Source organism: Gemmatimonas sp. UBA7669 (assembly GCF_002483225.1).
In the GTDB taxonomy this organism is placed as follows: domain Bacteria; phylum Gemmatimonadota; class Gemmatimonadetes; order Gemmatimonadales; family Gemmatimonadaceae; genus Gemmatimonas.
In genome coordinates, this window is record NZ_DLHL01000054.1 from 95,005 (window position 1) to 121,880 (window position 26,876).

The following is a 26,876-nucleotide window of genomic DNA, read 5'->3' on the forward strand; positions in this document are numbered from 1 at the left end:
TAGGAGAACGCGACCGCTAGGTTTCGAGGCTCTCTTGCTTCTGCCCCCACCCACGGTGCGGTGGAGGCCTTTCCGTTACGCCGTCCTACCCGACCGAAGGAGTTACGCCCCGTGCTGCAATCGATGCGGAGCGCCGCGAAGTACATCTGGATTTTCATCATCGTGGCGTTCGTCGGCAGCTTCCTGCTGTATGAGACCTCGGGGTTGGCCGGCCGCGCGCCCGTGACCACCACCACGTCCATCGCCACGGTCAATGGTGAGGAACTCCTCCTCACCACTTGGCAGAATGCGGTGAACTCGCTCGAGCAGCAGCAGGTCCAGCAGTCGGGCGGTGCGCTGACGCTCGACCAGCGCCAGCAGCTCGAAGACCGGGCGTTCGACGAGCTCGTGACCGACATGTTGCTGCAGCAGGAAATCAGGAAGCGTGGCATCACGGTTACTGACGACGAAATCCTTCAGGCGGCACGCATGGCGCCGCCGCCGCAGGCCATGCAGTCGCCCGACCTGCAGACCGACGGCCAGTTCGACATGCAGAAATACCTCCGCCTGCTCAGCAGCCCGATGGCGCGGCAGAGTGGCATGCTGGCCGGTCTCGAGGCGTACTACCGCAGCGAGATCCCCAAGCAGAAGCTCTTCGACCAGATCGCCAGCGGCGCCTATCTGTCGGACGAGCGCCTGTGGCAGCTCTACAAGGACCGTCACGACAGTGCCACGGTGAGTTACGTGACGCTGCGTGCGGAGAGCCTTTCGGACACGGCCGTCACTGTCACAGACAGCGAGATCCAGCAGTTCTTCGAACGGAACAAGAAGCGTTTCGAGAAGCCGGGCCGCGCCGTGGTGTCGCTGCTCACGGTGCCGCGTATCGTCTCGGCCGCTGACACCGCGGCTGCCAAGGCCCGCATCGAGGCCCTGCGTGCCGAGATCGTGGGTGGCGCAAAGTTCGAGGATGTGGCGCGTCGTGAATCGGCCGACAGCATCTCGGGTGCCAACGGTGGCGCGCTTGGCAAGGGTGGACGCAATCGCTTCACGCCCACGTTCGAAGAAGCGGCCTACGCGCTCAAGACCGGCGAGCTGTCGCAGCCGGTGCTCACGCCGTTCGGCTGGCATCTCATCCGCGTGGACTCGCGTCAGGGTGACACGCTGGACCTGCGTCACATCCTCGTGACCGTGACGCAGAGCGACTCGAGCGCCTCGCGTACCGATCGCAAGGCCGATTCGCTGGCCAACAAGGCCGCCAATCAGGAAGAAGGCAAGGCCTTCGACGACGCCGCCCGTCAGCTCGGCCTCACGCCGGCCACGGTGGTGGTGACCGAGAAGGAGCCGCTGTCGTTCGCCGGCCGCTACGTGCCGTCGGTGTCCGCGTGGGCCTTCACGGGCATCAAGCCCGGCGAGACCAGCGACCTGTTCGACTCGCCGGAGGCCTACTACCTCGCGCGTCTCGACTCCCTCACCAAGGGTGGGCCGCAGTCACTGGCCGAGGTCAAGGAGGACATCCGTCGCCGCCTTGCGCGCGAGAAGCGCCTCGAGAAGCTGCGCCCGATGGGTGAACAGCTGGTGAGCGCCGCCAAGCAGGGCGGCCTGGAAGCGGCAGCCGCGCAGGCCGGTCTGCAGGTCGAGAAGACCTCGCCGTTTGCGCGTGGTGAGCTGGTGCCGGGTCTTGGCCAGTTCACGCCGGCCATTGGCGCGGCGTTCGCCGTGCCGGTTGGTCAGGTGGGTGGCCCGTTCAAGACGGCGGATGCCCTGGTCGTGCTCCGCGTGGATGCGCGTGTGGATGCAGACCGGACCGCCTTCGAAGCGGAGAAGACCATTCAGCGCACGCAGTACACGCAGTCGCTGCGCCAGCAGAAGGTCGACGAGTATCTGAACAACCTGCGCGAGAGCGTGAAGGTTGACGATCGTCGCGTCGAAGTGCTGAGCCAGTTGCGGCGCCAGTCGGGCGTCTGATCGCACACCCCGCATGACAAACGCCCCGTGAGTCTCGAACTCACGGGGCGTTTGCTTTTGTGATGACGATCGCGACGAGCAACTGCTGCTCCTACCCGATCGCTCAGCGAATGCCGGCCGGCGTTACTGCAGCAGGCGCTTGGGCTCGGGCCGCTCTTCCTGCTGAGCCGCAGGTGCCCCTTCAGCAATGCGCTGCTCGGCGCGCGGCGCGGCCGGCGGCGGCTCGGTGATCTGCCGCTGCGCGTCGCTGATGTTGCGCTTGAACTCGTTGATGCCCTTGCCGAGCGACCCCGCGATTTCGGGAATCCGCTTGGCCCCGAACAGGAGAAGCACGATCACCAGGATGATCATGATCTCCATGAAGCCGAAGTTCTGTAGACCCATGGGAAACTCCTAGAAGAGGGACCGCGCGATCAGGTAAGCGATCAATACCCCAAGGAGGCTCAGAAGGGAGACATCCAGGGCAACTGGTCCTACGGCGAACTTCAATATAATCAGGTCGATGGGTAGCGGCCCAACCGCCGGTGTGACGCCGGTGGTGAGGAACTCCTTCACTGCCCCCGCCGGCAGGAACCGGCGAGCCACCTGAGTGATGAGCCCGCCCACCACGAACCCGGTGGACAGGACCAACACATGAAACAGCGGCCGGTGTCTGGAAGGTCCGCGTGCCATCACCAGCGCCGCTCCACGACATACGCGATGGAATCCAAAAGGGATGTACGAGCCGTCCCTTCCGGCAGTTCGAGCAGCGCCTCCTCGGCTTCGCGCGAGAACTGGTCCGCGCGCCGACGCGCGTACTCGAGGCCGCCATGAGTCCGCACGATGCCCACCACCTCGGCAATGGCGTCGTCTTCGGGTTCGGGCGAGGCAAACAGCGCCTCCACCCGCCCGCGGGCGGTCTGATCCATCTCGCGAAGCGCGGCGATGAGCGGCAGTGTGACCTTGTGCTCCTTGAGGTCGAGCCCGCTGGGCTTGCCGGTCATTTCCTGCTGCTCCGTGTAGTCGAGCAGGTCATCGGCCACCTGGAAGGCCATGCCCAGGCGCTCGCCAAAGCGCGTGAGGGGCTCGCGATAGCGCGGCGCACCGCAGAGCGCGCCCACATCGCAGGCCGCCATGAACAACGAGGCCGTCTTGGCGCGGATGAGCGTTTCGTAGTCGCGCTCGGAGAACGCCAGCGCGTCAAAGGCACCAAGCTGCCGGATCTCCCCGAGCGTCATCTCGTTGGACGCGTAGGTGATGCTGCGCATGGCCTCCAGGTCACCGATGCTCACCAACTCTCGCAGCGCGCGCAGATACAGGTAGTCACCCATGATGACGGAGACCTGATGACTGAACAGCGCGTTGACGGTGGGCATGCCGCGACGCAGCGCCGAGTGATCGACGGCGTCATCATGCACCAGCGTGGCAAGATGGATGAGTTCGATGATGGCGGCGAAGGTCACCGCCTTGGACGAGGTGCGCTCTTCAATGCGACTGGCCAGCAGCAGCAGCGTCGGACGGAAGAGTTTCCCCTTCATGCCCATGAGGTGGCCCTGCACTTCCTGCACGAGCGGCACGTCGGCCGCGACGATGCGCCAGAGCTCGTCGGAAACGGCGGCGAGATCGGCCTGCACCGGTGACTGGATGTCGCGCAATGCCGCGGCCAGCGCCGACGGAGTCCGCGTGGTCAGGGTCATCGGGAGGCCTGTTCGACGGCTGCCAGGCGAGCCGTCACGTCTCGGAATTGGATGTCGGTGGCGTACACACGCTGATAATAGCTACGAGCCTCGTCCCAGCGCTGCAGGGCCTCGCAGGCATATGCCAACAAGTACAGCACCCCGACCCGCTGGTCGTCGTTGAGTCCGGGCTCGTGGAGGGCCCGGGAGAGGATGGTGGCGGCCACCTGGTGCCGTCCCTGCTCCACGAAACACTGGCCGAGGGCCTCGTAGGCAGGGAGACGGTGTGAGCGGCTGCGCAGGGCCTTCTGGAACTCCGCGATGGCGTCCTCCAGCAGGCCCATTTCCTTGTAGGCGACCCCGAGGTCGTAATGACTCTCGAAATCGTCTTCTCCCAGTGAACGCGCGACCCCCTCCTTGAAGTGCCGTAAAAGTGAATCGAAGTCGGCCTGTTCGTCGCCCGTGATGGTGGGCTCCCGCATCCGCATGCGGGTGGAGGCGGGCTCGTCATCGTCGCGCAGCCAATCAGCGAGGTCGACAAAGTTGTCGTCCGGGACGGCTGGGGCCGGTGTGGGAAGCGGCGGCGCGGCGGCGCCGAGGGCCGTGCGGGCGCGGTCATCGTACGGGTCGATTTCGAGGACGCGGGCATACACGGCCCGGGCCCGGCCCTCCTCACCCATGCGCACCAGCGCATCAGCCAGATCGAGGTAGGCGCTGCGCAGCCGAGCTTCGCTGTTGGTCTGCACGGCCAGTTCAACGCGGCGCTGGTGATACGGCACCCGGTCCGGACTGACCTGCACCAGCTCGTCGGCGATTTCTGCGGCCGACTCGAACTCTCCGGCGGCCTGGAGGCCCGACTGCGCCGTTTCGAGTTCCGCCAACGCGGCGTCACGCTCTCCAGCCTCGAACAGGGCCTCGGCCAGGCGACGGCGCAGCAGCCAGTTCTGCGGCATGCGAGCCACCGCCGCACGCAGCGAGTCCCGGCGCGCCGTAGCCACCTGCTGGGCCTCAGCCGCGACGGCGGCAATGGGCAGCGCCGGCGTGACGGAAACCGGACGCCCCTCGGGCTCGACAGCCGGCGACTCCAGCTCGTCGTCAGCGATTTCAACGTCCAGCACTTCAGTCGCGGGCGCATCAGGGGCCAGCGCCTGAGCCTCAGACGCCTCCCCCTCAGCCGCCTCAGCCTCAGAAGCGTCAGCTTCCGGTGGCAGATCGTCGACCAACACCGTCGTCGCTTCCGAACGCAGGTCGGATGACACCGGCTCGGAAAGCTCTGGGGCCTGGTCTGGCTCGCCCGTGGACTCGTCCAGTTCCGGATCGAACAACAGATCCAGCTCCACCGGAGCGGCGGGCACTCCGCCGGACTCCGGCGCAGCAGTATCGCCCAGGCCGAGCGACACGGCGCCATCGTCGAGCATGAGCGGCGGCAGCTCGCCCGGCAGAATGAAATCGTGCGGATCGATGCGATACGGCGGCCGATAGGGCGGTGCAAACTCGTCGACGGCTTCGAGCTCGATAACCGGCGTGCCACGCGGCGTGGGCCGCACGGCACGCATGGCGTCCGCCACTCTTGCGGCCTCTTCGGCTCGTGCCACCAGTTCCTCGCCGGCAGCGATGGCCGCATCCAGCTCCGGCACCGGCTCGATCTCGAGCGGTGTGAGTTCGGCCAGGCCCGCCTCTGGCGCAGGCGAAGCGGCCGGCGCTGGCTCCGTCACCTCGAGAACGGAATCCACGACCAGCGGCGTCGGGTCCACCAACCGCGGCGGTTCCTGACCAGTGGACGGCACGCCAAAGGTCTGGGACACCGCCTCTTCCGTCGGCCCGCCCTGGAAGTCTTCGACGAGGAGCTCGTCGAGGATCGGGATGCCGGCGGCGTCGGCCTCTGCGCCACGTGAGGTCAAGTCGAGCGGGGTGACCACTTCGGCGGCCGCGCTGGCCTCGACCTTGGGCAGATCGTCGGAGGTGAATCCGTCGAGAACAGGCACCGCGTCGCCGATGAATTCGCCGTTGGCCTCGAGACCGAGCAAGGGCTCCACCACCGGCGGCGCCTCGGTGGCCTGCGCGATGGTTTCGGTGGGCGGCGGGGTCACCAGCCGCACAGTCGGCGGCGTTTCGATGACCGGGACCGGTGGCGGTGTCACGCGCTTCACCGGTGGCGGCGTCACCAACCTGACTGGCGGGGGGGTGGGCGAACGCGGGGTGTCGACGATGAACGGCAACTCAACCACGGGCTCGGCCGGCGTCGGGACCTTGGTGGTGGCGATCGGCGTCGGGATGCGCGGTGCCGACATCGGTGTGCGGGAGGCCGGCGCGCCGTAGTCGATGTCGAGGAAGACGAGATCGGCCGACTTGAGTTCCCGGCCCGGCGGCGCGTCGCTCTCTACGGCGACACTGCGCGCGGGCGTCTTGCGACGAGGCAGCGTGATGCCGGCGCGCTGCGCGTGCTCCTCCACCATGCGCCGCACTTCCGTGAGCTCGGGCATGAGGTCGGCCACTTCCGCGAGGGCACGCATGCCTTCGTCCACGCGTCCTTCCTGCTGCATGCGCGTGGCGTACTCGAGAAAGTTGCGCGTCGCGTCACCCCGCAGACCCTTGCGGGCGCAGATGCGACCGAGGGTGAAGTACACATTGGCTCGGCCCGGCGCATTGCGCAGAATCTTGTTGCAGAGCGCAATGGCGTTGTTGAAAAGGCCGGAGGTCGCATAGTGCTCGACGGCCCGCTCGTAGTAGGTGATGGCATCGGGCACCCGGCCCTGCCGGAGCGCGAGGTCGCCCACCTTGTTCAGCAGCGCGACGTCAATGTCCTCGCCAGCCGCCTCGCTCTCCTCGATGGCTTTGACGTAGGAGGCGATGGCGCGGTCGATCTGCTTCAGCTGCTCGAACTCAGCCGCCTTCTTTCGGTGCTTCGCGGCGTTGGACATGCGTTCGAGGCTGACTCCACGTGACGGAAGGGCCGAGGGGCCCGGAGGGAGGACGGGACCCGGGGATCGTACCCCGAAGCTCGCCCACGTTCAAGGGACGCGTGGCCCCGGTGTGAGACGAGGAGTGCACAGAGCACGCAACGCCCGTGGCCTCCCTGCCCCACACTCCGTGGCTCAGGGTCTCACCACCGGCAGGATCCGTTCCGGACGCGCCACCTCAGGCTGTACCGTGGCCATCACATCGCGAATGCGGGACATCACACGCAGGGGGGCCTGTGCCTCGCCACGACAGGCGTAGAAGCAGTCGTTGCAGTCGATGGGGGCGTAGCCCTTGTACTGCTCCCAGGGGCCGTCGGCCGGAAAGTCCGGACAGCGCCGCACCTGGCCCTGCGGGTCAATGTGAATGGTGGTGTTGCCGCTCTCACAGGGCTCGGTCATCTCGCCGCGCACGTAGCGCGGAATCTGCTCGAGGTAGTAGTCGGAATTGGTGATGACGCCGGCCCGACGACGCTTGTAGGCCAGCAACTCGTCCACCACGGCCTGCACCGCCGCCGGGTCGAGATCCTGCAAGAGGTGGTCGCGATTGCCATTCTTGAGCGCCGTGTAGACCGAGAAATTGACCCCCGCGCCCATGGCGGCCGCCTGATGCACAATGGGCAGAATCTGGTCCAGATTGTCGCGCTTGATGACGGTGTTGAACTTGACGCCACCGATGCCGGCCGCACGCATGCGGGGCACGAGGTCGAGAATCTTGTTGGTCAGACCCGGGATGCCCCGCGCCTCATCGTGCCGGCCGTCGAGATAGTCGAGCGAGATGTTGAACTGATCCACGCCCGCATCCCACAGTGACTGGGCCCGATCGAGCGACAGCATGCCCGCATGCGTGATGAGCTGCACGTAGGTGTAGCGCACCGACTGGCGCACGGCACGCACCAGGTCCTCCAGGTCGCGCCGGAGCGTGGGTTCGCCGCCCGTGAACGTCACCAGCATGGGAGAAAAACGCCGCGCGATGGCGCTGAAGTCGGCGAGCTCCTGCGCCTTGGCGCTGGCCGGCGTCTGCCAGTAGTTGCAGAAACCACAGCGCGCATTGCAGCGCATGGTGACTTCGAAATTCAGCAGCACCGGCCGCCGGCGTAAACGCAGCCAGGCGTATTTGGCCAGAAAGATGGGAACGTGATACGGGCGATACCGGCTGGAAAGCATGGCCGGCGCTCAGAAGTTGCCGGAGCGGTACGTCTGCCGGTCGTAGTTGAACTTGAGCTCCGGCTGCGCCTTGAGGGCAATGAAGAAGTTGAACGCGAAGTTGCCGCTCGGCGTCTGCGAGAAGGAGAACACGGCGTTCCAGTCGTGCAGCGAGCGCTGCAGACCCACCTGCTGGCTGGAGAAGCGCGCACGCTCCACGTCGTACTGCGTGGACCACTGCGCCGACCAGTTGCGCGTGATACCGAACGAGAGGTTGGCCGAGACGTTCTGCGTGGGCGGCTGGATGAACACCGGCGCACCGATGGCGCTCTGACCGGAGTTGAGGCCGGTGGACGGCGCGGTCTGCGCATTCAGGATGCACCGCTCATACGCCACCACACCGAACGGCCGCTGGCCTTCACACAAGGTGGCCGGATCGTTGTTGATCTGGGTGCCGCCCACGGGCGGCCGCTGCCGCGCGGCGTTGTACTGGAGACTGAGGTTCCAGCCCTCGCCCGACTCAGGCAACGACAACTGCATGCCGCGCATGGCCCCACCACCAGCGGCATTCATGCTGCGGGCCTGCCGATCAATGGATTGATCGGACGCTGTCGTAGCGGCGGAGTCAGCGCGCAGCTCAGTATCCACGCCAAACAGCCGGCCGAGAATGCCGAAGATGCCCGACTTGCTGTTGAGCGAGAAGGTGACACCAAACTCGGTGCGGAACGGCTTGAACACGGCCGTGTCCGACGCCGGATCACCCTGGAAAAGTTCGTAGGTGGTGCGGAAATCGAGACCGGGCAACAGATCGGTGCGCCCGTTGATGGAGAATGTGCGATCGGTGAAGCCGTTGCCCGTGGTGTCGGCGCGCACGAAGTCGTACGTGAGCGACGAAAAGCCAAGCGAGAGCAGTTTGATCTTCTGGCCCGCGTCCGGATTGGAGTCGTTGGGCGCCCGCAGCTTGGCTTCGAGGTTGGTGGACATGGTGAGCGCCACCCGATTCTGCGCCAGCGCGCCAATGTAGCCCACGCGGCTGCGGCCGATGGCCTGCAGATAGGCGTCACTCACCGAGGCCGTTGGCGAGTAGCTGTACGACAACGCCGGCGTGATGGCGTGGCGGAAACGCGCCACTGGCCCAAGGCCCGGCAACATGGCGTACAACGTGGGCGAAGAGCTCACGCCGTAGCTGAGTCGCTTGTTCTGCGCCACCCAGCGCCCATTGCTGCGCTCGGTGCGCACGAACAGGCCGCCCTGATCCACGTTGGCCACGCTCACCGAGGGCGACACGTTCCAGGTGCCCTGGAAGAAGCGCGGCAGATTGAAGGAGGTGTTCCAGTCGACCGTGGTTTCGTAGGTCTGGGCGTAAATGCGTGTGACCTTCTGCGACGAATCACGCACGCCAACGATCTCACGCTGCTCGGGAAAGTCGCGGAATTGCTCGTTGATGGTGAAGGAGTTCTGCCACTGGAAATCCCAGATCTTGATGGGCGTATCAAAGGCGAACTGCATGTTGCGACGGCTCGCATTGAAACGCGTGCTGTCGATGCCCCCATCAGCGCGGCGATTGTACACGAAGGGGAACTGCAGCCCCTGGTCGATCCGGCTCTGACCCGAAATGGCGAGACGCAGATTGGGCGTCCAGGCTACCGGCCCCGCCTCCAGGGTTCCCGAGGTCACGTTGAGCGACGGAAAGTCCATGTCCACCTGCGTGCGACCCGGATACTGCACCCGCGAGCCACCGATGTTGATCTGCGCCGGCCCCAGCTTGGTCTGGTAGTTGAGCTGGGAGCGGATGGTGGCGTTGGCGGCCACCGGGTTGATGGTGGTGTTGCGTTGCACCAGGGTGTTCTGCACCCAGTTGAGGCGCGCGGTGAGCTTGGTGTTGCGTGAGAAATCCTGGTTGTGATTCCAGGTGTACGAGGTATTGGTGGTGCCGTTGCCGAGGCTCATATACGACGCGGCCAGCTCACCGTTGATGAAGCGATCGATCCAGCGATAGCGCCACTCGGCGTTGCCACGAACGAAGCCCGGGTCGATATCAGACTGGCGGGCACCTGATCGCCAGTCGAACGACACCTCGGCATTCATGTAGTCGTTGATGGCAAAGAAGTAGCCGAGATTCTGCAGGCTGCGGCGATACGACGGACTGTTGCGCAGCAACTCGGCCACACCGAAGCCCGGTGTGAGCAGGCCACTGCGGCGCCCGGACCGCACGTCCTGGAAGAAGAACGGAATCCAGAACACCGGCACCTCGCCGATGTACAGGATGCCCGGCCGCGCCACCATGATGTTCTGCGACACGAACTTCATGTCGCGTGTTTCAAAGTGAAAATGCGGCTCGGCGTGGTCGCAGTAGGTGAAGGAGCCGTTGCGCGCGAACACCAGGTGCCGGCCGCTGACCAGGGTGTCGGACACGATGGCACTGCGCCGCGCACTCATGTACAGGCGCTGCCCCGACTCGAAGCTGGTGGCAAAGGCGCCGGTGATGCCCGAGCGGCTTTGCAGGTCGTACTCGATGCGTCCGTTGGCGATGAAGTCGTCGGCGTCGCGCTGCGAGGGGTCGCGCAGCAACACCGTGTCACCCAGAGCCAACACTTTCTTGGTGGAGTCGTTGTACACGATCGAGTCGCCCACCAGCATGGTCTCGTCACGCTGGACGGCCGAGGGCTTGCCCTTGAGCACCAGCACGCGGGAGGCCGCGTCGAAGCGCACCGTATCGCCCTGGTACTGCACGGAGCGATACCCGTCGAGCTCCATCAGGCGGCGCATGACGGAGTCGGGCGTGGTCCAATTGAAAACCGTGCGATCCTTGCTGAGCGGCTTGGTGCTGTCGCCCGGCGCCCGCTGTCCGGCGCGGCCGGTGGCCGGCGGCTGACCGGGCCGCACCGGGATGGCCTGCGCATCTGCACGCGTGACCGGCATCACACCAAGTGCGCCAGCCAACACCACACCCAGGTTGAGAGCGCGCCGCAGTCGGCGCACGAAGCCCCCCACAGCGCTCACGCGACCTCGGCGGCGAGACTGCGCTCCCGGCGCCGGACGATGAGGCGGGAGAGGCCAATGGACACTTCGTACAGCCCGTACAGCGGAATGGTGAGCAGCAGCAGCGAGGTCGGGTCACTACCCGGCGTGATGATGGCCGCGCCAATGAGGCAGCCCACCGCCGCGTGACGGCGGAACTTGGCCAGCAGCTGCGGCTGGACGATGCCCAACGCGGACAGCAACGCGATGACCACCGGCAACTCGAACACGGCCCCGAAGGCCAGACACATGGCAATGACGAAGCCCATGTAGTCCTTGACGGTGGGCATGATTTCCACGACGCCACTCTGGAAGGACGCGAAGAAGCCCAGCGTGACTGGCACGACGTACTTGAAGGCCAGCGTCGCGCCGGCCAGGAACAACAGGGCCGCGCCCACCAGGGCCGGGATAACCACCTTCTTTTCGTGCGTGTAGAGGGCCGGCGACAGGAAGCCCCAGATCTGCCACACGATGACCGGCGACGCGGCAATGAGCCCGAGTGTAATGGCCGCGTTCATGGCAATATCGAACAGATCGGCCGGGTGCGTCACGATGAGCTTGCCGCGGATGAACGGGCGGATGGGCTCAGACAGAATGGCGACCACGTCGATCTGCTTGGAGAAAATCAGGAAGAACGACACACCGATCCCGATGGCGAGCGCCACCGCGACCTTGAACAGGCGCCAGCGCAGTTCCTCGAGGTGCTCGAGGAAGGGCATCTCGCCCGGGTTGTTACCGGCCATGGTGGCTGTACGCGTGGTCGTTCATGCAGCAGTTACCGCAGGGTCTTGAGCGTTTCCGTAGCCAACTCGGCTTCATCACTGCGCGGATAGCGGGCCACGACCTGCTCGAGCAGCTGACGGGCCTGCGGCGTGTTACCCTGCTTGATGAGCAACTGCGCCCGCTTGTAGAGCGCCGTCGGCGCCTTGGGCGCATTGGGATAGGTGCTCACCACGGCCGCATAGGCTGCATCGGCGGCCGCGACGTTGTTTTCCTTGGCCAGCGACTCCGCAATCCAGAACTGCGCATCGGGCGCATAGTCCGAATCGGGATAGTTGGTGAGCAGCTCCTGGAACAGCGTGCGCGCGGTGGCGCTACTGCCCCGCGTGAGCTGGTCGCGACCGTTCACGAACAACTGGCTGGGTCCCGGCGTGTTGGACGCCGTAGCGGTCGTGTCAGGCCGCGCCGTCTGCGAAGCCGGCGGCGTGTTGGCTGGCGCGGGACGGGAGCCCGCTGGCACCGAAGCAGAGCCCGTGGGCGCCGCACCGGCCGTGGGCGGCACTGCAGCGGCCGCGGCGCGCTGCTCTTCAAGCTCCGCCCGAAGCCGGGAAATGGTGGCCTGGCTCTGGCCCAGCAGTGTCTGCACCTGCAGCAACTGCTCACGCACGGCGCGGAACTCGCCGCGCACATCGCCCTGAATGCCCACGGTGCGCGCACTCACGCGCGAGAGCGAATCACTGGCCACCTGCAGCAGACGCTGCGTCTGCAGCAGCGCCTCCATGTGCTCCTGCTGCTTGCGCAGCACTTCGGCCCGCAGGGCGAGGATGTCGTTCTGGATGATGCGAACGTCGCCGCGCGTGGCAAAGCAGCCCCCCGTGGCCATCAGGGCCACGAGGGGAATCATCCGCCACACACGGCGGCCAGCAAGCACGGACCGCGTCACGCGGTCACCGGGTGTGGCGTTCATGTTCAACGGGCGGGCTTGAGGTTCTCGCCGCCGGCCACGATTTCGAACTCGTCGCGGCGGTTCTTCGACCACGCATCCTCACCACCGCCCTGCACCGCCGGCCGCTCACGACCAAACGAGGCGGTTTCGATGCGCGACCCATCAATGCCGCGGTCCGTCAGGTAACGCTTGGCCGCTTCGGCACGACGACGGCCGAGGGCGATGTTGTACTCGTCGCTGCCACGCTCGTCGCAGTGGCCGTTGACCTTGATGCGCAGACCGGGATTGGCGTTCAGAATGGCCAGCTTGGCGTCGAGTGAGGCGCGGGCGTCGTCGCGCAACTCATCGGCATCGTACTCGAAGTAGATGGTTTCGAGCAGACGCAGACGGGCCGCCGCCACTTTCTCGTTGTATTCGGCCATCGTGTCACGCGGCGCGGGCGCCGGCGTATTGCGCACCGGGGCCGTTTCCGCAGGGGCCGGAGCCGGTGCGGGAGCGGGCGCCGGGGCCGGCTTCTTCTTGCACGCGCCAAGCGCGAGCGAGGAGGACACGAGGACCAACATCAGACGAGAAGAACGGTTCATCTCGATAACTCCGGTATGTAGTGGAGGGGAGTGAAAGAGCCAGCGAACAGCGAGGAAAACGCCTACGGACCTGCCTACTGCCCGAGCAGGCGCGGCGACCAGGCCGACAAGCGCGCTTCCTGCGCACCGAAGGTCAGTTGCCGTGCCCGTCCGGTTTCCGCGTCCACCACCCAGAGCTGGCGAATGCCACTCCGGGTGGACGTGAGAACCAGGTGACGCGAGTCGGGTGCCCACGACGGGTCGTCATTCCGGCCGTCGTTGGTGACGCTGCGCACCGCCTGGTCTCGCAGGTTGATGATCATGATCTGAAACGTGCCGCCGTTTCGCGACTGAAAGGCGACCTGGCGTCCGTCGGGCGACCAGTCTGGCGCCGCGCGGTAGTCCCGGTCTCCAAAGGCCGCGGCCGTCAGCAATTCCGCGTTGGTACCGTCCAGATCGGAAATATAAACCTCCGGGTGCCCCGAACGATCACTCATGAACGCCACGCGCTGGCCGTCCGGACTGAAGCTCGGCTGCGCGCTGGCACGACCACGCCCCACCGTCACGCGCCGCGCGGACCCACCGTCGATGGGCTGCGCGTAGAGATCGGTTCCGACCGCGGTACCACGCGCATAGACCAGCGTGCGCCCATCGGGCGAAACGGCCGGTGTGGTATGCTCCACCCCGTTCTCACTGACCAACGTACGCTGCGCGCCGCTCACCAGATCCTTGAACATGATGGGATTGCGGCTGCCGTCGAGCACGGCGTACACCAGCCCGCGCCCGCTGGGCAGCCACTGGGGCGACATGCCGTTTGGCGTGACGGCCGTGGCGTTGGCTCCATCGCTGTCCACCACCCAGACGCGGCCACCGCGCTCGAAGGCGATGCGCGACTGCGCAATGCCGCGCTGTCCCGTGACCCACTCTTCAATGCCATCGGACACGCCGTGCACGGCCATGCGCCAGTCGCGTGTCTGGGCCGGCGAAGGCAAAGGGAAATCCTTGCTGTTGCGCACCTTCTTGAGCCCGACATCATGCAGTGCCACGCGAAGCCAGCCGGATGGCAGCACCGAGGCCTGCACGATGCCGTCCACGCCGAGCCGCGTAAAGAGCGCGTAGTTGGGCGTACCCGTGGTGGCCGGCGCACTGCTCGAACCAACCACCGTGAAGCGGTCGCTGTAATCGAGATCACGCGACAACATGCGCGTGAGTGTGTCGCCATTGGCGCCCGCAATCGGCAGCACGATGATGGACGTCTTGGCACCCTCACGATACTGAATGCCAAGGCTCACGCCACGGTCTTGCGCACTGGCTACGCTACCGGGCCCAAGGGGCAGCAGCCCGAGGCCAATCAGGAGCGCCGACGCGACAGCGGTAGCCGACACGGTGGCGCGGCGCAGAACACGAAATGGCGCGAGGCCGCGCAAACGGGGCATCACAGACGGGTGAAAACGTGGAGACACGGGGTTACTGCGGACGCAGGGCATAATCGAACGTGAAATAGACCACCAGCACATCGTCGGCCCAACCGGCGGGCAAGGGGCCGAAGCTGCGGGCCTGACCCACGGCCTCCACAGCGCCCACCGCATCAAGGTCGTAGAGCCGATTGCCCGACGCCTTGACCACCTCGATACCGGCCACCGTGCCATCGCGACGGATCATGAACTTGACCTCGGTCACGAGCGCGGCTGACATACGAGCTGTGCGCCAACTCAGTGTGATTTGGCGAACGATGTTGTTGAGGTACCCGGGAAAGGGAAACGCGATCCCGTCCGTACGCAGGTTGGCCACGTCGGCGCCTTTGGTTCCGGTGGCGCCTGCGCCGGCCTTAGGTGCGGCGGTGCTCTTTGCGGACGTGGTGGCGGTCTTGCTGCCCGCCTTGCGCGTCCGCTCGGTGGACGGCGTGGCGCGCGGCGACGGGGCCGTGGACTTCTTGGTGCTGGTTTTGGGCGCGATCTTTTCTTCCGGCACGCGCTCGGCGCCAGCCACGTTGGGCCCGGCCGCCGTGGGCGCTGCCGTCGGCGACTCGACACCCGCCTGACGCAGACCGGCCCGGCCCATCAGTTCCACGCGATACACCGGCGGACGCGGGGGCTCAACCTGGCTGCCCGCCCACCACGCCAGCGCGACCAGAGCCCCGTGCACGGCCAGCGCCCCCACGAAGCCGCTGCGCAGCCAGGTGGGATGCTGGGCCGAGAGCGCGGCCGCTCGCGCCATTAGCGGCGCTCCTCCGGCTCGGCCACGAGGCCGATGTCGGTGATACCACGCTCACGCATGGCCGCCAGCACGCGCACCACCTGGCCATAGTCGGCGCGCGCGTCGGCGCTCACGAACACACCGCCGCCGCCCTTGCGCTCGGACAGCGCCTTGATGCTGCCCTCAAATTCCTCGAAAGTGAGCGCGGTCTTGTCGACAAAGATGCGTCCGGCGCGATCGACCGTGACCACGAGACCATTCTTGGGCTCGAGCGGCGCCACCTGCGCCTGCGGCAGCTGAATGTCCACGCCACCCTGCATCATGGGCGCCGTGATCATGAAGATGATCATGAGCAGCATCATGACGTCAATCAGCGAGACCACGTTGATCTCGGCATTGACGCCCATGCGCTCACCGCGGCGGCCGCGTCGCATGTTAAATGCGTCCCTCGCGCACCATCAGCGCGATGAGCTCGGAGCCAAAGCCCTCGAGTTCGTTGTCGAAGCGATTGAGCCGCGCCGCGTACACGTTGTACGCAAAGGCCGCCGGAATGGCCACGGCCAGCGCTGCCGCCGTGGCGATGAGCGCCGTCGCAATACCGGGCGCCACCGCGCCAATGTTGCCCGATCCCTTGGTGGCGATGCCCTCGAAGGCTTCGATGACACCAAGCACGGTACCGAAGAGACCGATGAGCGGACTGACACTGCCCACCGTGGCCAGCCAGGGAATGAAGCGCCCGAGTTCCTCGCGCTCCTTGCCCGACTGCGAATCGAGCACGAGCCGCAACGCTTCCACCTGCGAACCGCTGAGGCGCGCGGTGCGGTCAGTGGTGGCGGCCAGCGCCGGCTTGGTATCGCCAAGGAATTGCACGGCTCGCGAGAATACAGCGGTGAAGGCGCTGGGCTTGGAGCGCTGCGCGAGCAACATGGCGTCATCGATGCCACGCGCGCGCTCAAACTCCCGCACAAACGTCTCGCCGTTCTTCTCGGCCGTGCTGAAGGCCCGCCACTTGGCGAACATGATGGTCCACGACAGCAGCGACAGCACAGCCAGCAGCAACAACACGGCCTTGGTGACCGGGTCACTGGTGATGATGAGCCCAACAATGGACCGTGAGGCTGCCTCACCGCCCTGCGTGGAGAGCTGCAACATGAGGAGCGCGCTCAAGCCGGCACTCACGCTCACGCCGACGCCTTCGCGCGCCGCGCGGCAAAGAACTGATAGGTGCGCTGCAGTCCTTCCTGGAGCGACACCGTGGGCTGCCAGCCCAACACCTCACGCGCCTTGGCCGTGTTGAGTGCCGAGCGCGCCAGTTCGCCCGCGCGTGCGGGCGCGTAGTCGATGGGTGCGGTGGCCCCCGACACCTGCCGCAACGTTTCTGCCAGCGTGTTCACTGAGGTCTCGATTCCCGTGCCGATGTTGAACGCGCGCGCATCGAGGCGCCCGCGTGGCGGGAGCGTGCGCGTGGCGGCCGCGAAGTTTGCACCGGCCACATCGCCCGCATACACGTAATCGCGTGTTTGAGTGCCATCACCGAAGACGGTGAGTGCGCGTCCGTCGAGCAGCCGGTTGCAGAAGATGGCCACCACACCCGCCTCGCCGTGCGGATCCTGCCGCGGTCCGTACACGTTGCCATAGCGCAACGCCACGGTGTCGAGACCATGCACACGCCCGTAGTAGGCGAGGTAGTACTCCACCGACAGCTTGGCGATGCCGTAGGGCGCCTCGGGATCCTTGGCGAGCGTCTCCGCACTCGGAGGCGGATCGAAGTCGCCGTACAGCGCGCCACCAGTGGACGAAAAAATCGTGCGCGTCGCGTGGCCGCCGGCCTTCACGGCCTCCATGAGATTGAGCGTGCCAAGAATATTGCGCGTGGCGTCGTAGACCGGGTCGAGCACGCTGCGGCGCACATCGATTTGCGCGGCCAGATGACAGAGCACGTCGAACTTGCCGTCACGCACCAGCGCCGCCGCTTCGGGCGTCGTGATGTCGCCGCGCACAAAGCGCGCCGCCGACGGAATGTTCTCCTCCCGTCCGCTCGACAGGTCGTCGAGAATGGTGACCTGCCAGCCTTCCGCCAGGAATCTGTCCGCCACGTGCGAGCCGATAAAACCGGCGCCGCCCGTCACCAGAACCGTGTTCGCCATGCTGTGCCCTGCCTCGGGATCGAATGGTGGGTGGATGGGTCCAATGTAAACGCGCGCCGGGCCCCACGGGGGACCCGGCGCGCACCAGATTTGTGACAGGGCTCTCGGGAGCCCCTGAGCACGCCCGAACTTACTCGGGCGCCTTGGCGAAACGGCGGGCGCTCATGCCCACGGCAATCTCGCGGCCCTGCTGGCTGACGATCACGGCCGTGCTGGACGAGGCGTCCACCCGGACAATGCGCGCGGTGGCCATCACACTTTCCTGCGCGCCGGCCACGGCGGCGTAGAGCGCCACCTCGTCGCCTGGCTTGAGCCCCTTGTCGGCGCCGGCGCCCAGCACCAGGTAGCTGGAGAGCGTGGGCAGCAGTTCGTTGGGGTCGAGCCAGAGCACCGAGGTATTCACATCGGGCGACGCCAGCTTCTGCGCCTGGACACGCGGCGCGGCCTCACCGGCCGCGGCCACGAGCTGCTGGCCCTGTTCGACGCGACCCGACTGACGCAGCACTTCGGCGATGGCCACCGAGCCACCCTCCGCCTTGCGTACCTCCAGGACGCCAGTGGGCACCACCACCTGCCGCCCCTTGTTGGCGCCACTCAGCGTTTGGGTGGTGAAGGCCACCAGGCGCTGGCCCACGGCCCAGGTGGTCCCGGTCGGCGGCCGGACCTCCACTTCGTCGGTCTTGAGAGCGCGCTGCGGATAGGTCTGGTCGGCCTCGGCCGACGCTCCACGCCGAGCCACGATACGCCCAGTGCTCCTGACGAGGGATTCGGTGGCCAGATAGGGCGCGGCCTCAAACTCCGCCTGACGCAGCACCGGCACATTGGGACGCAGGGCAGCCCGGGTGCGACGCTCCGCCTCGGCCGCATCGGGCATGTCGAGATGGAAGATCGTCTCGCCCTCCGCCGGCTTGCGCGACGCCGCCTGAGTGGACTGGTCCACCAGCCCGATGCGCTTGAGACTGCGCTCACCCAGCATGGTGCCGACCTGCGGCGTGAGGTTGGCACGAGAAGTGTCAGCCTGCGCCTGGGACTGCGCGGACGACTGCGCGGGCTTGGGAGCCGCGGCCTGTGCAGTCGGTCTGGAGCCGGCCGTGCCGGCGGCGTTGGACTTGCCTGCGGTCTGCGCAGCCAGTGACCCCCGACCCGCAGGAGCCGCCGAGCGGGCCGCTGCCGGCGGCGTGGGCAGCGTGCCCTCGCCCGCCTTGGCCAGCGCCACGCGCGGCACGGTGCTGTCGGCCGGGGCCGCCGCGGCGGCGGCAGCCTTGCTGCCACTGGCCACACGACGCGCCGGCACGGTAAGACGCTGACCCACGCGGAGTGGCGCCCCATCGGTGGCGGCAATGCCATTGCGACGCGCCAGCTCCTGCCACTGATGCCCATCGCCGTAATAGCGGGCCGCCAGGCTCCACAGCGTTTCGCCCGGCTTGACCACGTGGGTGGTGGTGGCGGGCGGCTGACGTGTGGCTTGCGCCTGTGCCGACGACGGTGCGGCGGCGGAGTCGGAGGCCTGTGCCTCCACCGACTGCGCGCCCTGCGCGTGCACCACGCGCGGTCGCCATACGATGAGCAGCGCCGCGGTGGCCACCACAGCCATCAACAGGCGATAAAGCAGCGCGGCAGCCTGCCGCGAGGGCACGACCGACGTGGACTGCGCTCGACGGACAGCGCGCATCGCACAACCTCTACGAAGTAAGGAAGTCATCCCGCACCCCTCCCATCGATCGGGTGATCGCGTCGGTGCGGGCCCCCTCACCCTGAGGCGCGGGGGCTCACACCGGAGACGCCTGCGACGATGTCACGTAACGCCCGCAGCCGTCACGCTGATGGCGGTTTCCGTCACACGCGCCAGGCCGGCCTCACCGGCCGGGCGCGCGTGACCATTGAACCTGCAGAACAGGGCAAATCAGAACGGGAGATCGTCGTCTTCGTCTTCCAGCGCGCCGGGGAAGTCATTGAAGTCATCCCCACCGGCCGCCGGAGCCGCCGCAGCCTTGGGACGCGAGGCCGGCGCGGGCGAACGACGCGGCGCGCTGTCCATTTCGTCGCCACCTCCACCGCCACCCGCGCGGCCACCAAGCAGCATGAGCTCCTTGACCTTGATCTCGGTGGTGTAGCGGGTCTGACCGTCCTTGTCCTGCCACTGACGGTACTCGATCTCGCCCTCCACATAGACCTTCTCGCCCTTGCGCACGTACTTCTCGACGACGTCGGCGAGACCGCTGCCACGCGCGCTGTTCCACACCACGCAGCGGTGCCACTCGGTCTTCTCCTGCTTGTTGCCGTTGGCATCGTTCCAGGTGCGACCCGTGGCCAGCGAGAACGTGGCCACTCGGCCTCCCGTCCCCACAGTGCGCACTTCGGGGTCGCCCCCCACGTTGCCGATCAGGATGGCCTTGTTCAGACTGCGGCTCACGGTACCTCCTTGCGATGAACGAACGGGTGAAGTGATTCGAGAAACTTTCGGAACACTGGGGTGGCGCCTGTCCTACGGCACCCATGCTAAAGCCGATACTGCGGGACCGTTGCACCATTCACACGCGCATGGTGCTCTGGCAACGCAAGGCGCAGCCGTCGGCACACTGCGGCAAAGATGAGCGGAAATCAGCGAGTCTCAGCTTGAAGACGGTGACGGGGTGGCGTGGTCGTCCGCAGCACGCGAGGAAGGCGCCGAGGCCCCCCGTGCGCGCCGCATCACGAGCGCGTCTTCGGCCGGTTGTTGGTAGTACTGTTTACGACGGCCGACCTGCACGAAGCCCTGCGCCGCATAGAGCGCGCGCGCGGCTGCATTCGACTCGCGTACCTCCAGAAATATAGCCTCGGCCAGGGCCTCATCGGCCGCCGCGAGCGCTTCCCGCAGCAACGCCCGCCCCACCCCGAGGCCACGCCAGGCGGGGTGCGTGGCAATGTTCGCGATCTCGCCCTCGCCCCCGGCCAGCAGCAGCACGCAGTATCCGCACACCTCGCCATTGGCGGCCACCGCTACGCGCAGTCGGGCATAGCCTCGCGGCATCAGCTCGGCAAAGGCGCTGCGCGGCCAGGCATCGCTGAACGACGCCGCCTCGATGGCAGCCACAGCCGACAGGTCCCCTACCTGCATGGCCCGGATGGTGATGCCGGGTCCGGATGCAGCCGCGCGCACCGTGCCCATCCGCGTCAGCCCGGAAGGGACACGCCGTGTGCCGCCTCCCACTTGACCTGCGCTTCAGCCAGACGACCGTACTCCGGCTCCCAGTCGTTGAGCGACACGGGCACCTCGCGCCACGCACCAGCCACCTGCAGGCAGCGTGCGGCATCGGGCCATACCGCGGCCCTCGATGGCAGCGCCGGCACTTCGGGGCCCACCACGACACGATCTGCAGCCGAGGTACCGGCGGCAAAGGACTCGGTCGATATTCGCGACAGCGATCCGTCGGCTTCGACCCGCCCGCCTGTATGAATCAGAGCCGCCTGCACATAGCGCTCACCGCGCAGCGCGTCGGCATGCAGCAGGTAGCGGCCGGCCGGCAGGTCAGACGGCAGCGCCGCGGCGGCCAACAGCAGCGACGGCACGGCAAAGAGCGCGCATCCCGCCCCATGGGCCAGCCCCTTGGCCAGCGAGGCCGCTATGCGCAGCGAGGTGAACGACCCCGGCCCTGCGCCGCAGACCACGGCGCCGAGTGCGCCGGGCGACAGCTCGGCCTCGGTCAGCAACTCCTGAATGGCCGGAAACAACTGATCCTCCCGGCCCACACCCATGCTTACGCGCCGCACCCGCGGTGCATGCGCGGCCGTCAGCAGGGCCACCGAGCCCTGCGCGGTGGCGGCTTCGACCACCAGAATGGGCTGCGAATCGTTGAGCGCGGTCACGCGCTCATTCTACTCAGCCTCGACGCCGGGAAACAGGTTGGTGGCGCGTCAAGGAAAGGCGCAAAGCGTCAGGAAGGCCCGTCAGGCCGGTGAACTAGGCTGCCGCCGCGCGACGCTCTGCCTCGGGCGAGTGCAGCGGCAGGTGCGGATGTGGCACCAGAGCCTGCAGCGCTTCGAATCCCGCCTCGGTCACCTGCGAGAGCTCGGCAAACGTGCCCGATTCGGCCAGCGCCACCGCGGCGTCAAAGATCTGCGGATCAAAGGCCGTGCCGCGATCGCGGGCCATGATGTCCACCACGGTCTGCACGGGCAAGCCAGCGCGGTACGGGCGCGTCGCGCTCAGCGCCTCATACACATCGGCCACGGCGAGTACACGCGCCGTGTACGAGAGCTGCTCGCCCTCGATGCGCCAGGGATAGCCGCGTCCGTCGAGTCGTTCGTGGTGCCGCGCCGCATCGGGCGCAAAATGCCGGAAGGCACTCACGTGATCGAGAATGTCCTTGGTCCACTGCGGATGCTTGCGAATGGTCGCAAACTCCTCGTCGGTCAGCTTGTCGGGTTTGTCGAGAATGCGATTGGACACGCCCAGCTTGCCGATGTCATGCAACAGGCCCGCGCGCAGCACCTGCCGCGTATCAGCGAGATCTACGCCCATGGCCGAGACAATACCCACCGCATAGCGCGCGACATTGGTGGAGTGCCGAGCGGTGAAGGGGGTCTTGGCATCGATAACGGCGGCGAAGGCATGACTGATGCGATCGAGGCGCTCGTCGGTCGCCACGAGCGGCGTGCTGCTCGGCTCCATCGCCACAACTGACTGGTCCAGCGTGTCAAAATCAGCGAGCCGCGCCCACCACGCCTTGTCATTGTGCCACTGGCGCAGCAGGTCCACCAATCGCGGCTCGAACCAGGTGCCGCGACGCGCCTTGGCCATGTCGAGCGCCGCACGTACGCCGTTTTCGCTCCAATACGCTTCGACCGTTTGCGCCAGCAACAGAATGCGCGACAGCAGCGGAATCTCGTCGCCGGCAATACCAAACGGATGCCCCACGCCGCACCAGTGCTCGTCCACGTAGAGAATGGCGTCGCTGGTGGCCTTGGGAAAGCCGAGCACCTGCGCGATCTGCGCACCGCGCTCGCAGCGCGTCTGAATGATTTCGCGCGTAAACGACGGGGTGCGCGCCACGGCGAGGAAGTGCCGGATGCGTGAGAACGGGTTGAGACCCACGCCGCAATTCTTCGCCGTACGCATGGCCAGACGGAACTTGTCGTGCCAGTCCACGAGGCGCATGCTGCGCTTGAGATCCTGATCGTCACTGCCGAAGAGTGCGGCCATGCGCGCCGCATTGCTGCTGCACCCCGAGTCCTTGAGCAGGGCCGCGTAATACAGCGCGCCTCGCGTGTCGCCGTCCAGCCCCAGATCATCAGCCAGTCGCATGGCGATGAGCGTGGTGCGCAGCGTGTGCCCGGGGCGCTGGCCTTCCGTCAGATCGAGCGCATACGTGAGCGCGCCGATGACTTCGGCGAGGCGCACGTCGCCGCGGGCCATGGCGACCGACGGCAGGGATGTCGATGGAGTGAGACGGGACACGGCAACGGGAATCAGAGTCAGCCAGGAGGTCGCGCAGACCCCACCTGAGGCAAGACGACTCGGCCCGTCATCGGGTCAAGAACGCAGCGGCTCCAGCGCAGCACGTATACGCAGGACCCGCCGGTCCGGATGTTCGACATCGTGCGTGAGTGTCAGCGCGATGACATCCGGCGGCAGCGTGCCCGCGGCGCGATCGGGCCACTCCACCAGCAATACCGGACTGGTGGCCACGAGTTCGTCCCAGCCAAGCTGCTCCAGCTCGGCCTCGCTGCGCAGTCGGTACAGGTCGACGTGCACCACGGGCCCGTTGGGGGCCTCGTAGTGCTGCACGAGCGAAAACGTGGGGCTGGTCACGGCCGCCAGATTCTCGACGCCGATGCCCGCGCAGATTGCCCGCGCGAGTGTTGTCTTGCCTGCCCCCAGGTCGCCTTCGAGGGTGATAATGGCGGGACGGGGGAGCGCGGCCCCGACCGCGCGCCCCCAGGCTTCGAGCGTTTCGAGATCCGGCGCGCGCGGCGCGCCGCGTCCCAACAGATGGGCAAACGGCGAGGCCTTATCGTCCACCGCGGCGCCCTCCCGCGCCACCACGCCGCGGCGCACTGCCCGGCGGACGCTTGGGGGCCACGGCGTTGCCACGCGCCTGCGCGGGTGCCTGCCCCAGGGCCGTGCGCACTTCGAACAACTGGTCGCGCAAACGGGCGGCGGCCTCGAAATCCAGGGCCTTGGCCGCCTCGCGCATGGCCACTTCCAGTTCGCCCACCAATTGCTCGAGCTCCTCGCGACTCCGCGCCACCGACTCGCCGCCCAGCTTCTTGGGGGCCGGTGCGACACCTTCGCGTTCCTCGCGGGCGTCGGCCACCCGCGTGATGAAGCGGACTTCGTCGACACTCTTGGTCACACCACGCGGCACGATGCCATGCGCAAGGTTGTGCTCATGCTGCATGGTGCGGCGACGGGCGGTTTCGTCGAGTGCGCGCTGCATGGAGCCCGTAATGCGATCGGCGTAGAGCACCGCCGTGCCGTTGAGGTTGCGGGCCGCGCGCCCGATGGTCTGGATGAGCGAGCGATCGCTGCGCAGGAAGCCTTCCTGGTCGGCATCGAGAATGGCCACCAGCGACACCTCGGGCATATCGAGGCCTTCGCGCAACAGGTTGATGCCCACCAGCACGTCGAACTCGCCCAGTCTGAGACCGCGAATGATTTCCATGCGCTCGATGGCGTCGATGTCGCTGTGCATGTAGCGCACGCGCACGCCCATCTGCTGCAGATAGTCGGTGAGATCTTCCGACATGCGCTTGGTGAGCGTGGTAACGAGCACCCGCTCGCCCTTGCGCTCGCGCAGACGGATTTCGTGCAGCAGGTCGTCCACCTGCCCCTTCACGGGACGGATCTCCACCACCGGATCGAGCAGGCCCGTGGGGCGAATGACCTGCTCCACCACCACGCCCTCACTGAGCTGCAGTTCGAGCTCGCCGGGCGTGGCCGACACATTCACGAGCCGCGGCACCAGCTCCATGAACTCCTCGAAGACCAGCGGCCGGTTGTCGAGCGCGCTGGGAAGACGGAAGCCGTAGTCCACGAGCGTGAGTTTGCGTGCGCGGTCGCCGTTGTACATGGCGCGCACCTGCGGCAGCGTGACGTGCGACTCGTCCACCACCACGAGAAACTCACCGGGAGGGAAGTAGTCGAACAGACAGGCGGGGCGCTCGCCGGGCTCGCGTCCACTGATGTGCCGCGAGTAGTTCTCGATGCCGGCGCAGGTGCCGATTTCGAGCAGCATCTCGATGTCGAAGTTGGTGCGCTGTTCGAGTCGCTGGGCCTCGAGCAGCTTGCCCTGCATGTTGAGCTCGGCCAGCCGCCCACCCAACTCATCGCGAATGGCTTTTACGGCCTTCTCGATGGTGGGGCGGTTGGTGATGAAGTGCTTGGCCGGGTAGATGGCCATGCGTTCGAGCGTGGCAATGGTACCGCCGGTGACCGGATCGATTTTCGAGATGCGTTCGACCTCGTCGCCCCAGAGCTCGATGCGCACAGCCTGTTCCTCGTAGGCCGGAAAAATCTCCACCGTGTCACCGCGCACGCGGAACGTGCCACGATCGAAGGCCACGTCGTTGCGCAGATACTGGATGCCCACCAGTTCGCGCAGAATGTCGTCGCGGGCCACTTGCTGACCGTGCGCGATGCTCACCATGCGTTCGCGGTACGAGACCGGATCACCGAGGCCGTAAATGGCCGACACCGTGGCCACGATGATGACGTCGTCGCGCTCCATGAGCGAACTCGTGGCGCGCAGACGCAGGCGATCGATGTCCTCGTTGATGCTGGCGTCCTTCTCGATGTAGGTGTCGCTCGAGGGGACGTAGGCTTCGGGCTGATAGTAGTCGTAGTACGAGATGAAGTACTCGACGGCATTCGTGGGAAAGAAGGACTTGAGTTCGCCGTAGAGCTGTGCCGCGAGTGTCTTGTTGTGCGACAGCACCAGCGTGGGCCGCCCGTAGTTGGCGATGACATTGGCCATGGTCATCGTCTTGCCAGAGCCCGTGACGCCAAGCAGCGTCTGATAGCGATCGCCGCGGGTGAGGCCGGCGGTGAGTTCGGCAATGGCCCGCGGCTGGTCACCGGCGGGCGGAAACGGAGTCTCCAGACGGAAAGGGCTCGACATCCCCGAAATATAGCGGGTTGTCGGGTTTTGTTCGCCCACCGTACGCAAGGTTCGTCTTCGTGCCGTCTCGGCTGGCTGTGTGATGCGCAGCGTTGGGGCTGCACTGGGTTCTCCAGCAGACCCAGCAAAAAAATTACTCTTGCGCGAATCGAAGGGGGGGGGGGGATATTAGCCCGTGAAATTTAGGTCATGCAGTTCATTTGGTGTTCTTCAAAGGGGGCGCTGATGTCCTTTCGCGCAAAGTTGGTGGATGGTGCCATCGTGGTCATCGCTTTTTGTGCATTGTCGGTTACAGCACTGGCGGCGCGCAATTCCAGCCTGTTTGGTGGATTGCCTCCGGGCGGCTCACCGACATCAAGCGCTCGCCAGGTGCCGCAGCTGGCATCGATCGCCAAGGAAGCAAACTGGATCGGGCCGCGCGATGCAAAGGTCGTCATCACAGAGTTCGCCGACTTCGAATGTCCAGTATGTCAGCGAGTCAAACCTACTATCGACTCACTTCGGATGAGTTTCCCGGACCAGGTTGCGATTGCGTTCGTCCACTATCCGCTCAGTCGCATCCACCCGCACGCATACCGCGCAGCCTTAGTCGCGGAATGTGGGGCACAACAGGGTCAATTCGAACGGACGTATGATGCTCTATTTGCCGCCGGTTCAAGTCTTGGATCGGTGTCGACGCAAGAGTGGGCCGAGTTGGCTGGAGTCCGCAACACGGATTCGTTTCACACATGCCTGCATACGGAGGCAGGGCGAAATAGAGTCGAGCGACATCTTTCGTTCGCAGCCGATTTAGGTCTTCGAGGAACGCCGGCTTTTGCAGTGAACAACGTGCTTTTCATCCCAGGTACCCCGATCAAGGAGGTAGCCGACTCTGTCGAGGCGGCTCTCAGGTCCCAGAGGTAGAAGTGCTCTCGCCACAAATGTTGGCGCGAGGCAAGTCACAGTACTTCAAGAGGCGAAGTTCATGTCCTCCTCAACTTCACGTACGCGGCGCTTGGCGCTCCTGTCGTCAGTCCTCGTATTGTTCTTGAGCGCCCCCTTGGCATTCTCGCAGAAGCATGGAGCGGCGTTCAACGATGCGTGCGCACAGCCCGGCACCTGTTGCCCACTCGATCTAGAAATGTGTTTTGTCGGTGGAGACGTCGTTTTTGACGCCCTTCGAAAGGATTCTGGCAGCTGCGAACCCTCCAGTCCCGGAACAGGGACCTGCTGCGAAGAGACTGGTTCGTACTGCAATGGGGGAGGCTCAACCACATACTTGAACTTCTACTTTGACTCTGACGGGACCTGTTAGGGTCCGACAGCCAGAAATCGACGAGTGGCGCCCACGAGATTCCGAGCACTTGCGGGCGCCCCTCGATCCCTTCTCTTGCCTCTCGATGGAGCCAAAGTCTGGTGAGCAATCTCGCATACATCCCCGTTTTCCTGCTTCTGCCATGCACTCTCCAGTCGCAGGAGCCTCGGTGGACACCTCAAATCCGG

General features: G+C 66.1%; 24 protein-coding genes. 2 read left to right on the top strand and 22 right to left on the bottom strand.

Features of this window, described 5'->3' with window-relative positions:
• Positions 1-111 precede the first annotated feature (111 nt).
• On the top strand, positions 112-1,944 hold the full coding sequence (locus B2747_RS16830; RefSeq protein ID WP_291163597.1) for a peptidyl-prolyl cis-trans isomerase: 1,833 nt from the start codon (positions 112-114) through the stop codon (positions 1,942-1,944).
• A 123-nt stretch (positions 1,945-2,067) separates the two neighbouring features.
• Here B2747_RS16830 and B2747_RS16835 read toward each other — a convergent pair whose 3' ends face one another.
• From B2747_RS16835 to B2747_RS16940, 22 genes are all read right to left on the bottom strand, one after another.
• Positions 2,068-2,328: a Sec-independent protein translocase subunit TatA/TatB gene (locus tag B2747_RS16835; protein WP_291163600.1), complete on the bottom strand. Its 261-nt coding sequence runs from the start codon at positions 2,326-2,328 to the stop codon at positions 2,068-2,070.
• Between the two features lie 9 nt (positions 2,329-2,337).
• Complete coding sequence (locus B2747_RS16840) at positions 2,338-2,577, bottom strand: DUF4321 domain-containing protein (RefSeq protein ID WP_291163603.1); 240 nt, start codon at positions 2,575-2,577, stop codon at positions 2,338-2,340.
• A gap of 38 nt (positions 2,578-2,615) precedes the next feature.
• The gene (locus tag B2747_RS16845) at positions 2,616-3,620 is read right to left on the bottom strand and encodes a polyprenyl synthetase family protein (protein WP_291163606.1); all 1,005 of its coding nucleotides are present in this window, start codon (positions 3,618-3,620) and stop codon (positions 2,616-2,618) included.
• The gene (locus B2747_RS16850) at positions 3,617-6,520 is read right to left on the bottom strand and encodes a tetratricopeptide repeat protein (RefSeq protein WP_291163609.1); all 2,904 of its coding nucleotides are present in this window, start codon (positions 6,518-6,520) and stop codon (positions 3,617-3,619) included. Before B2747_RS16850 ends, B2747_RS16845 begins: the two co-directional genes overlap by 4 nt.
• 174 nt (positions 6,521-6,694) lie before the next feature.
• Positions 6,695-7,723 (bottom strand): radical SAM protein, encoded by a 1,029-nt coding sequence (locus B2747_RS16855; protein WP_291163612.1) that lies wholly within the window; start codon positions 7,721-7,723, stop codon positions 6,695-6,697.
• Positions 7,724-7,732: 9 nt separating this feature from the next.
• On the bottom strand, positions 7,733-10,705 hold the full coding sequence (locus B2747_RS16860; RefSeq protein ID WP_291163615.1) for a putative LPS assembly protein LptD: 2,973 nt from the start codon (positions 10,703-10,705) through the stop codon (positions 7,733-7,735).
• A complete protein-coding gene (tatC, locus tag B2747_RS16865) occupies positions 10,702-11,466 on the bottom strand; it encodes a twin-arginine translocase subunit TatC (protein ID WP_291163618.1) in 765 nt (254 codons plus the stop codon). The genes B2747_RS16860 and tatC overlap by 4 nt, the downstream gene beginning before the upstream one ends.
• A 32-nt stretch (positions 11,467-11,498) precedes the next feature.
• Positions 11,499-12,410 (bottom strand): tol-pal system protein YbgF, encoded by a 912-nt coding sequence (gene ybgF / locus B2747_RS16870; RefSeq protein ID WP_291163621.1) that lies wholly within the window; start codon positions 12,408-12,410, stop codon positions 11,499-11,501.
• A gap of 2 nt (positions 12,411-12,412) precedes the next feature.
• Positions 12,413-12,973, bottom strand: coding sequence for an OmpA family protein (locus B2747_RS16875; protein WP_291163623.1), 561 nt, complete (start codon positions 12,971-12,973; stop codon positions 12,413-12,415).
• Between the two features lie 74 nt (positions 12,974-13,047).
• Positions 13,048-14,388: a hypothetical protein gene (locus B2747_RS16880; RefSeq protein ID WP_291163626.1), complete on the bottom strand. Its 1,341-nt coding sequence runs from the start codon at positions 14,386-14,388 to the stop codon at positions 13,048-13,050.
• A gap of 31 nt (positions 14,389-14,419) precedes the next feature.
• Entirely contained in the window at positions 14,420-15,169 is a 750-nt protein-coding gene (locus B2747_RS16885) for an energy transducer TonB (RefSeq protein WP_291163628.1), read from the bottom strand.
• On the bottom strand, positions 15,169-15,582 hold the full coding sequence (locus B2747_RS16890; RefSeq protein WP_291163631.1) for a biopolymer transporter ExbD: 414 nt from the start codon (positions 15,580-15,582) through the stop codon (positions 15,169-15,171). Before B2747_RS16890 ends, B2747_RS16885 begins: the two co-directional genes overlap by 1 nt.
• Before the next feature lies 1 nt (position 15,583).
• Positions 15,584-16,315 carry a MotA/TolQ/ExbB proton channel family protein gene (locus B2747_RS16895; protein WP_291163634.1) on the bottom strand — a complete coding sequence of 244 codons (732 nt, stop codon included), beginning with the start codon at positions 16,313-16,315 and terminating at the stop codon, positions 15,584-15,586.
• 14 nt (positions 16,316-16,329) lie between these two features.
• Complete coding sequence (locus B2747_RS16900; protein WP_291163637.1) at positions 16,330-17,295, bottom strand: NAD-dependent epimerase/dehydratase family protein; 966 nt, start codon at positions 17,293-17,295, stop codon at positions 16,330-16,332.
• Positions 17,296-17,425: 130 nt separating this feature from the next.
• The gene (locus B2747_RS16905; RefSeq protein ID WP_291163640.1) at positions 17,426-18,967 is read right to left on the bottom strand and encodes a LysM peptidoglycan-binding domain-containing protein; all 1,542 of its coding nucleotides are present in this window, start codon (positions 18,965-18,967) and stop codon (positions 17,426-17,428) included.
• 231 nt (positions 18,968-19,198) lie between these two features.
• On the bottom strand, positions 19,199-19,708 hold the full coding sequence (locus B2747_RS16910; protein ID WP_291163643.1) for a single-stranded DNA-binding protein: 510 nt from the start codon (positions 19,706-19,708) through the stop codon (positions 19,199-19,201).
• A gap of 198 nt (positions 19,709-19,906) precedes the next feature.
• The gene (rimI, locus tag B2747_RS16915) at positions 19,907-20,443 is read right to left on the bottom strand and encodes a ribosomal protein S18-alanine N-acetyltransferase (protein WP_291163646.1); all 537 of its coding nucleotides are present in this window, start codon (positions 20,441-20,443) and stop codon (positions 19,907-19,909) included.
• A 5-nt stretch (positions 20,444-20,448) separates the two neighbouring features.
• On the bottom strand, positions 20,449-21,141 hold the full coding sequence (gene tsaB / locus B2747_RS16920; protein WP_291163649.1) for a tRNA (adenosine(37)-N6)-threonylcarbamoyltransferase complex dimerization subunit type 1 TsaB: 693 nt from the start codon (positions 21,139-21,141) through the stop codon (positions 20,449-20,451).
• 94 nt (positions 21,142-21,235) lie between these two features.
• A complete protein-coding gene (locus B2747_RS16925) occupies positions 21,236-22,732 on the bottom strand; it encodes an HD-GYP domain-containing protein (RefSeq protein WP_291163652.1) in 1,497 nt (498 codons plus the stop codon).
• Positions 22,733-22,807: 75 nt separating this feature from the next.
• Positions 22,808-23,296 (bottom strand): tRNA (adenosine(37)-N6)-threonylcarbamoyltransferase complex ATPase subunit type 1 TsaE, encoded by a 489-nt coding sequence (gene tsaE, locus B2747_RS16930; RefSeq protein WP_291163655.1) that lies wholly within the window; start codon positions 23,294-23,296, stop codon positions 22,808-22,810.
• On the bottom strand, positions 23,286-25,394 hold the full coding sequence (uvrB, locus tag B2747_RS16935; protein WP_291163658.1) for an excinuclease ABC subunit UvrB: 2,109 nt from the start codon (positions 25,392-25,394) through the stop codon (positions 23,286-23,288). The genes tsaE and uvrB overlap by 11 nt, the downstream gene beginning before the upstream one ends.
• Positions 25,395-25,576: 182 nt before the next feature.
• The gene (locus tag B2747_RS16940; protein ID WP_291163661.1) at positions 25,577-25,831 is read right to left on the bottom strand and encodes a hypothetical protein; all 255 of its coding nucleotides are present in this window, start codon (positions 25,829-25,831) and stop codon (positions 25,577-25,579) included.
• On the opposite strand from B2747_RS16940, the gene B2747_RS20280 reads away from it, so the two are divergent.
• A complete protein-coding gene (locus B2747_RS20280) occupies positions 25,764-26,297 on the top strand; it encodes a DsbA family protein (RefSeq protein WP_414652207.1) in 534 nt (177 codons plus the stop codon). The two genes, B2747_RS16940 and B2747_RS20280, sit on opposite strands and share 68 nt — an antisense overlap.
• Positions 26,298-26,876 lie beyond the last annotated feature (579 nt).

What these genes read in the sequence shown, in the direction of transcription:
- B2747_RS16835 (WP_291163600.1), bottom strand. Translation starts at nt 2,328, where the DNA reads ATGGGTCTACAGAACTTCGGCTTCATGGAGATCATGATCATCCTGGTG.
- B2747_RS16845 (WP_291163606.1), bottom strand. Translation starts at nt 3,620, where the DNA reads ATGACCCTGACCACGCGGACTCCGTCGGCGCTGGCCGCGGCATTGCGC.
- B2747_RS16850 (WP_291163609.1), bottom strand. Translation starts at nt 6,520, where the DNA reads ATGTCCAACGCCGCGAAGCACCGAAAGAAGGCGGCTGAGTTCGAGCAG.
- B2747_RS16855 (WP_291163612.1), bottom strand. Translation starts at nt 7,723, where the DNA reads ATGCTTTCCAGCCGGTATCGCCCGTATCACGTTCCCATCTTTCTGGCC.
- tatC (WP_291163618.1), bottom strand. Translation starts at nt 11,466, where the DNA reads ATGGCCGGTAACAACCCGGGCGAGATGCCCTTCCTCGAGCACCTCGAG.
- ybgF (WP_291163621.1), bottom strand. Translation starts at nt 12,410, where the DNA reads ATGAACGCCACACCCGGTGACCGCGTGACGCGGTCCGTGCTTGCTGGC.
- B2747_RS16875 (WP_291163623.1), bottom strand. Translation starts at nt 12,973, where the DNA reads ATGAACCGTTCTTCTCGTCTGATGTTGGTCCTCGTGTCCTCCTCGCTC.
- B2747_RS16880 (WP_291163626.1), bottom strand. Translation starts at nt 14,388, where the DNA reads ATGCCCCGTTTGCGCGGCCTCGCGCCATTTCGTGTTCTGCGCCGCGCC.
- B2747_RS16885 (WP_291163628.1), bottom strand. Translation starts at nt 15,169, where the DNA reads ATGGCGCGAGCGGCCGCGCTCTCGGCCCAGCATCCCACCTGGCTGCGC.
- B2747_RS16890 (WP_291163631.1), bottom strand. Translation starts at nt 15,582, where the DNA reads ATGCGACGCGGCCGCCGCGGTGAGCGCATGGGCGTCAATGCCGAGATC.
- B2747_RS16900 (WP_291163637.1), bottom strand. Translation starts at nt 17,295, where the DNA reads ATGGCGAACACGGTTCTGGTGACGGGCGGCGCCGGTTTTATCGGCTCG.
- B2747_RS16905 (WP_291163640.1), bottom strand. Translation starts at nt 18,967, where the DNA reads ATGCGCGCTGTCCGTCGAGCGCAGTCCACGTCGGTCGTGCCCTCGCGG.
- rimI (WP_291163646.1), bottom strand. Translation starts at nt 20,443, where the DNA reads ATGGGCACGGTGCGCGCGGCTGCATCCGGACCCGGCATCACCATCCGG.
- uvrB (WP_291163658.1), bottom strand. Translation starts at nt 25,394, where the DNA reads ATGTCGAGCCCTTTCCGTCTGGAGACTCCGTTTCCGCCCGCCGGTGAC.
- B2747_RS16940 (WP_291163661.1), bottom strand. Translation starts at nt 25,831, where the DNA reads ATGACGACCTTTGCATCGCGCGGCCCGATCCAGTTTGCTTCCTTGGCG.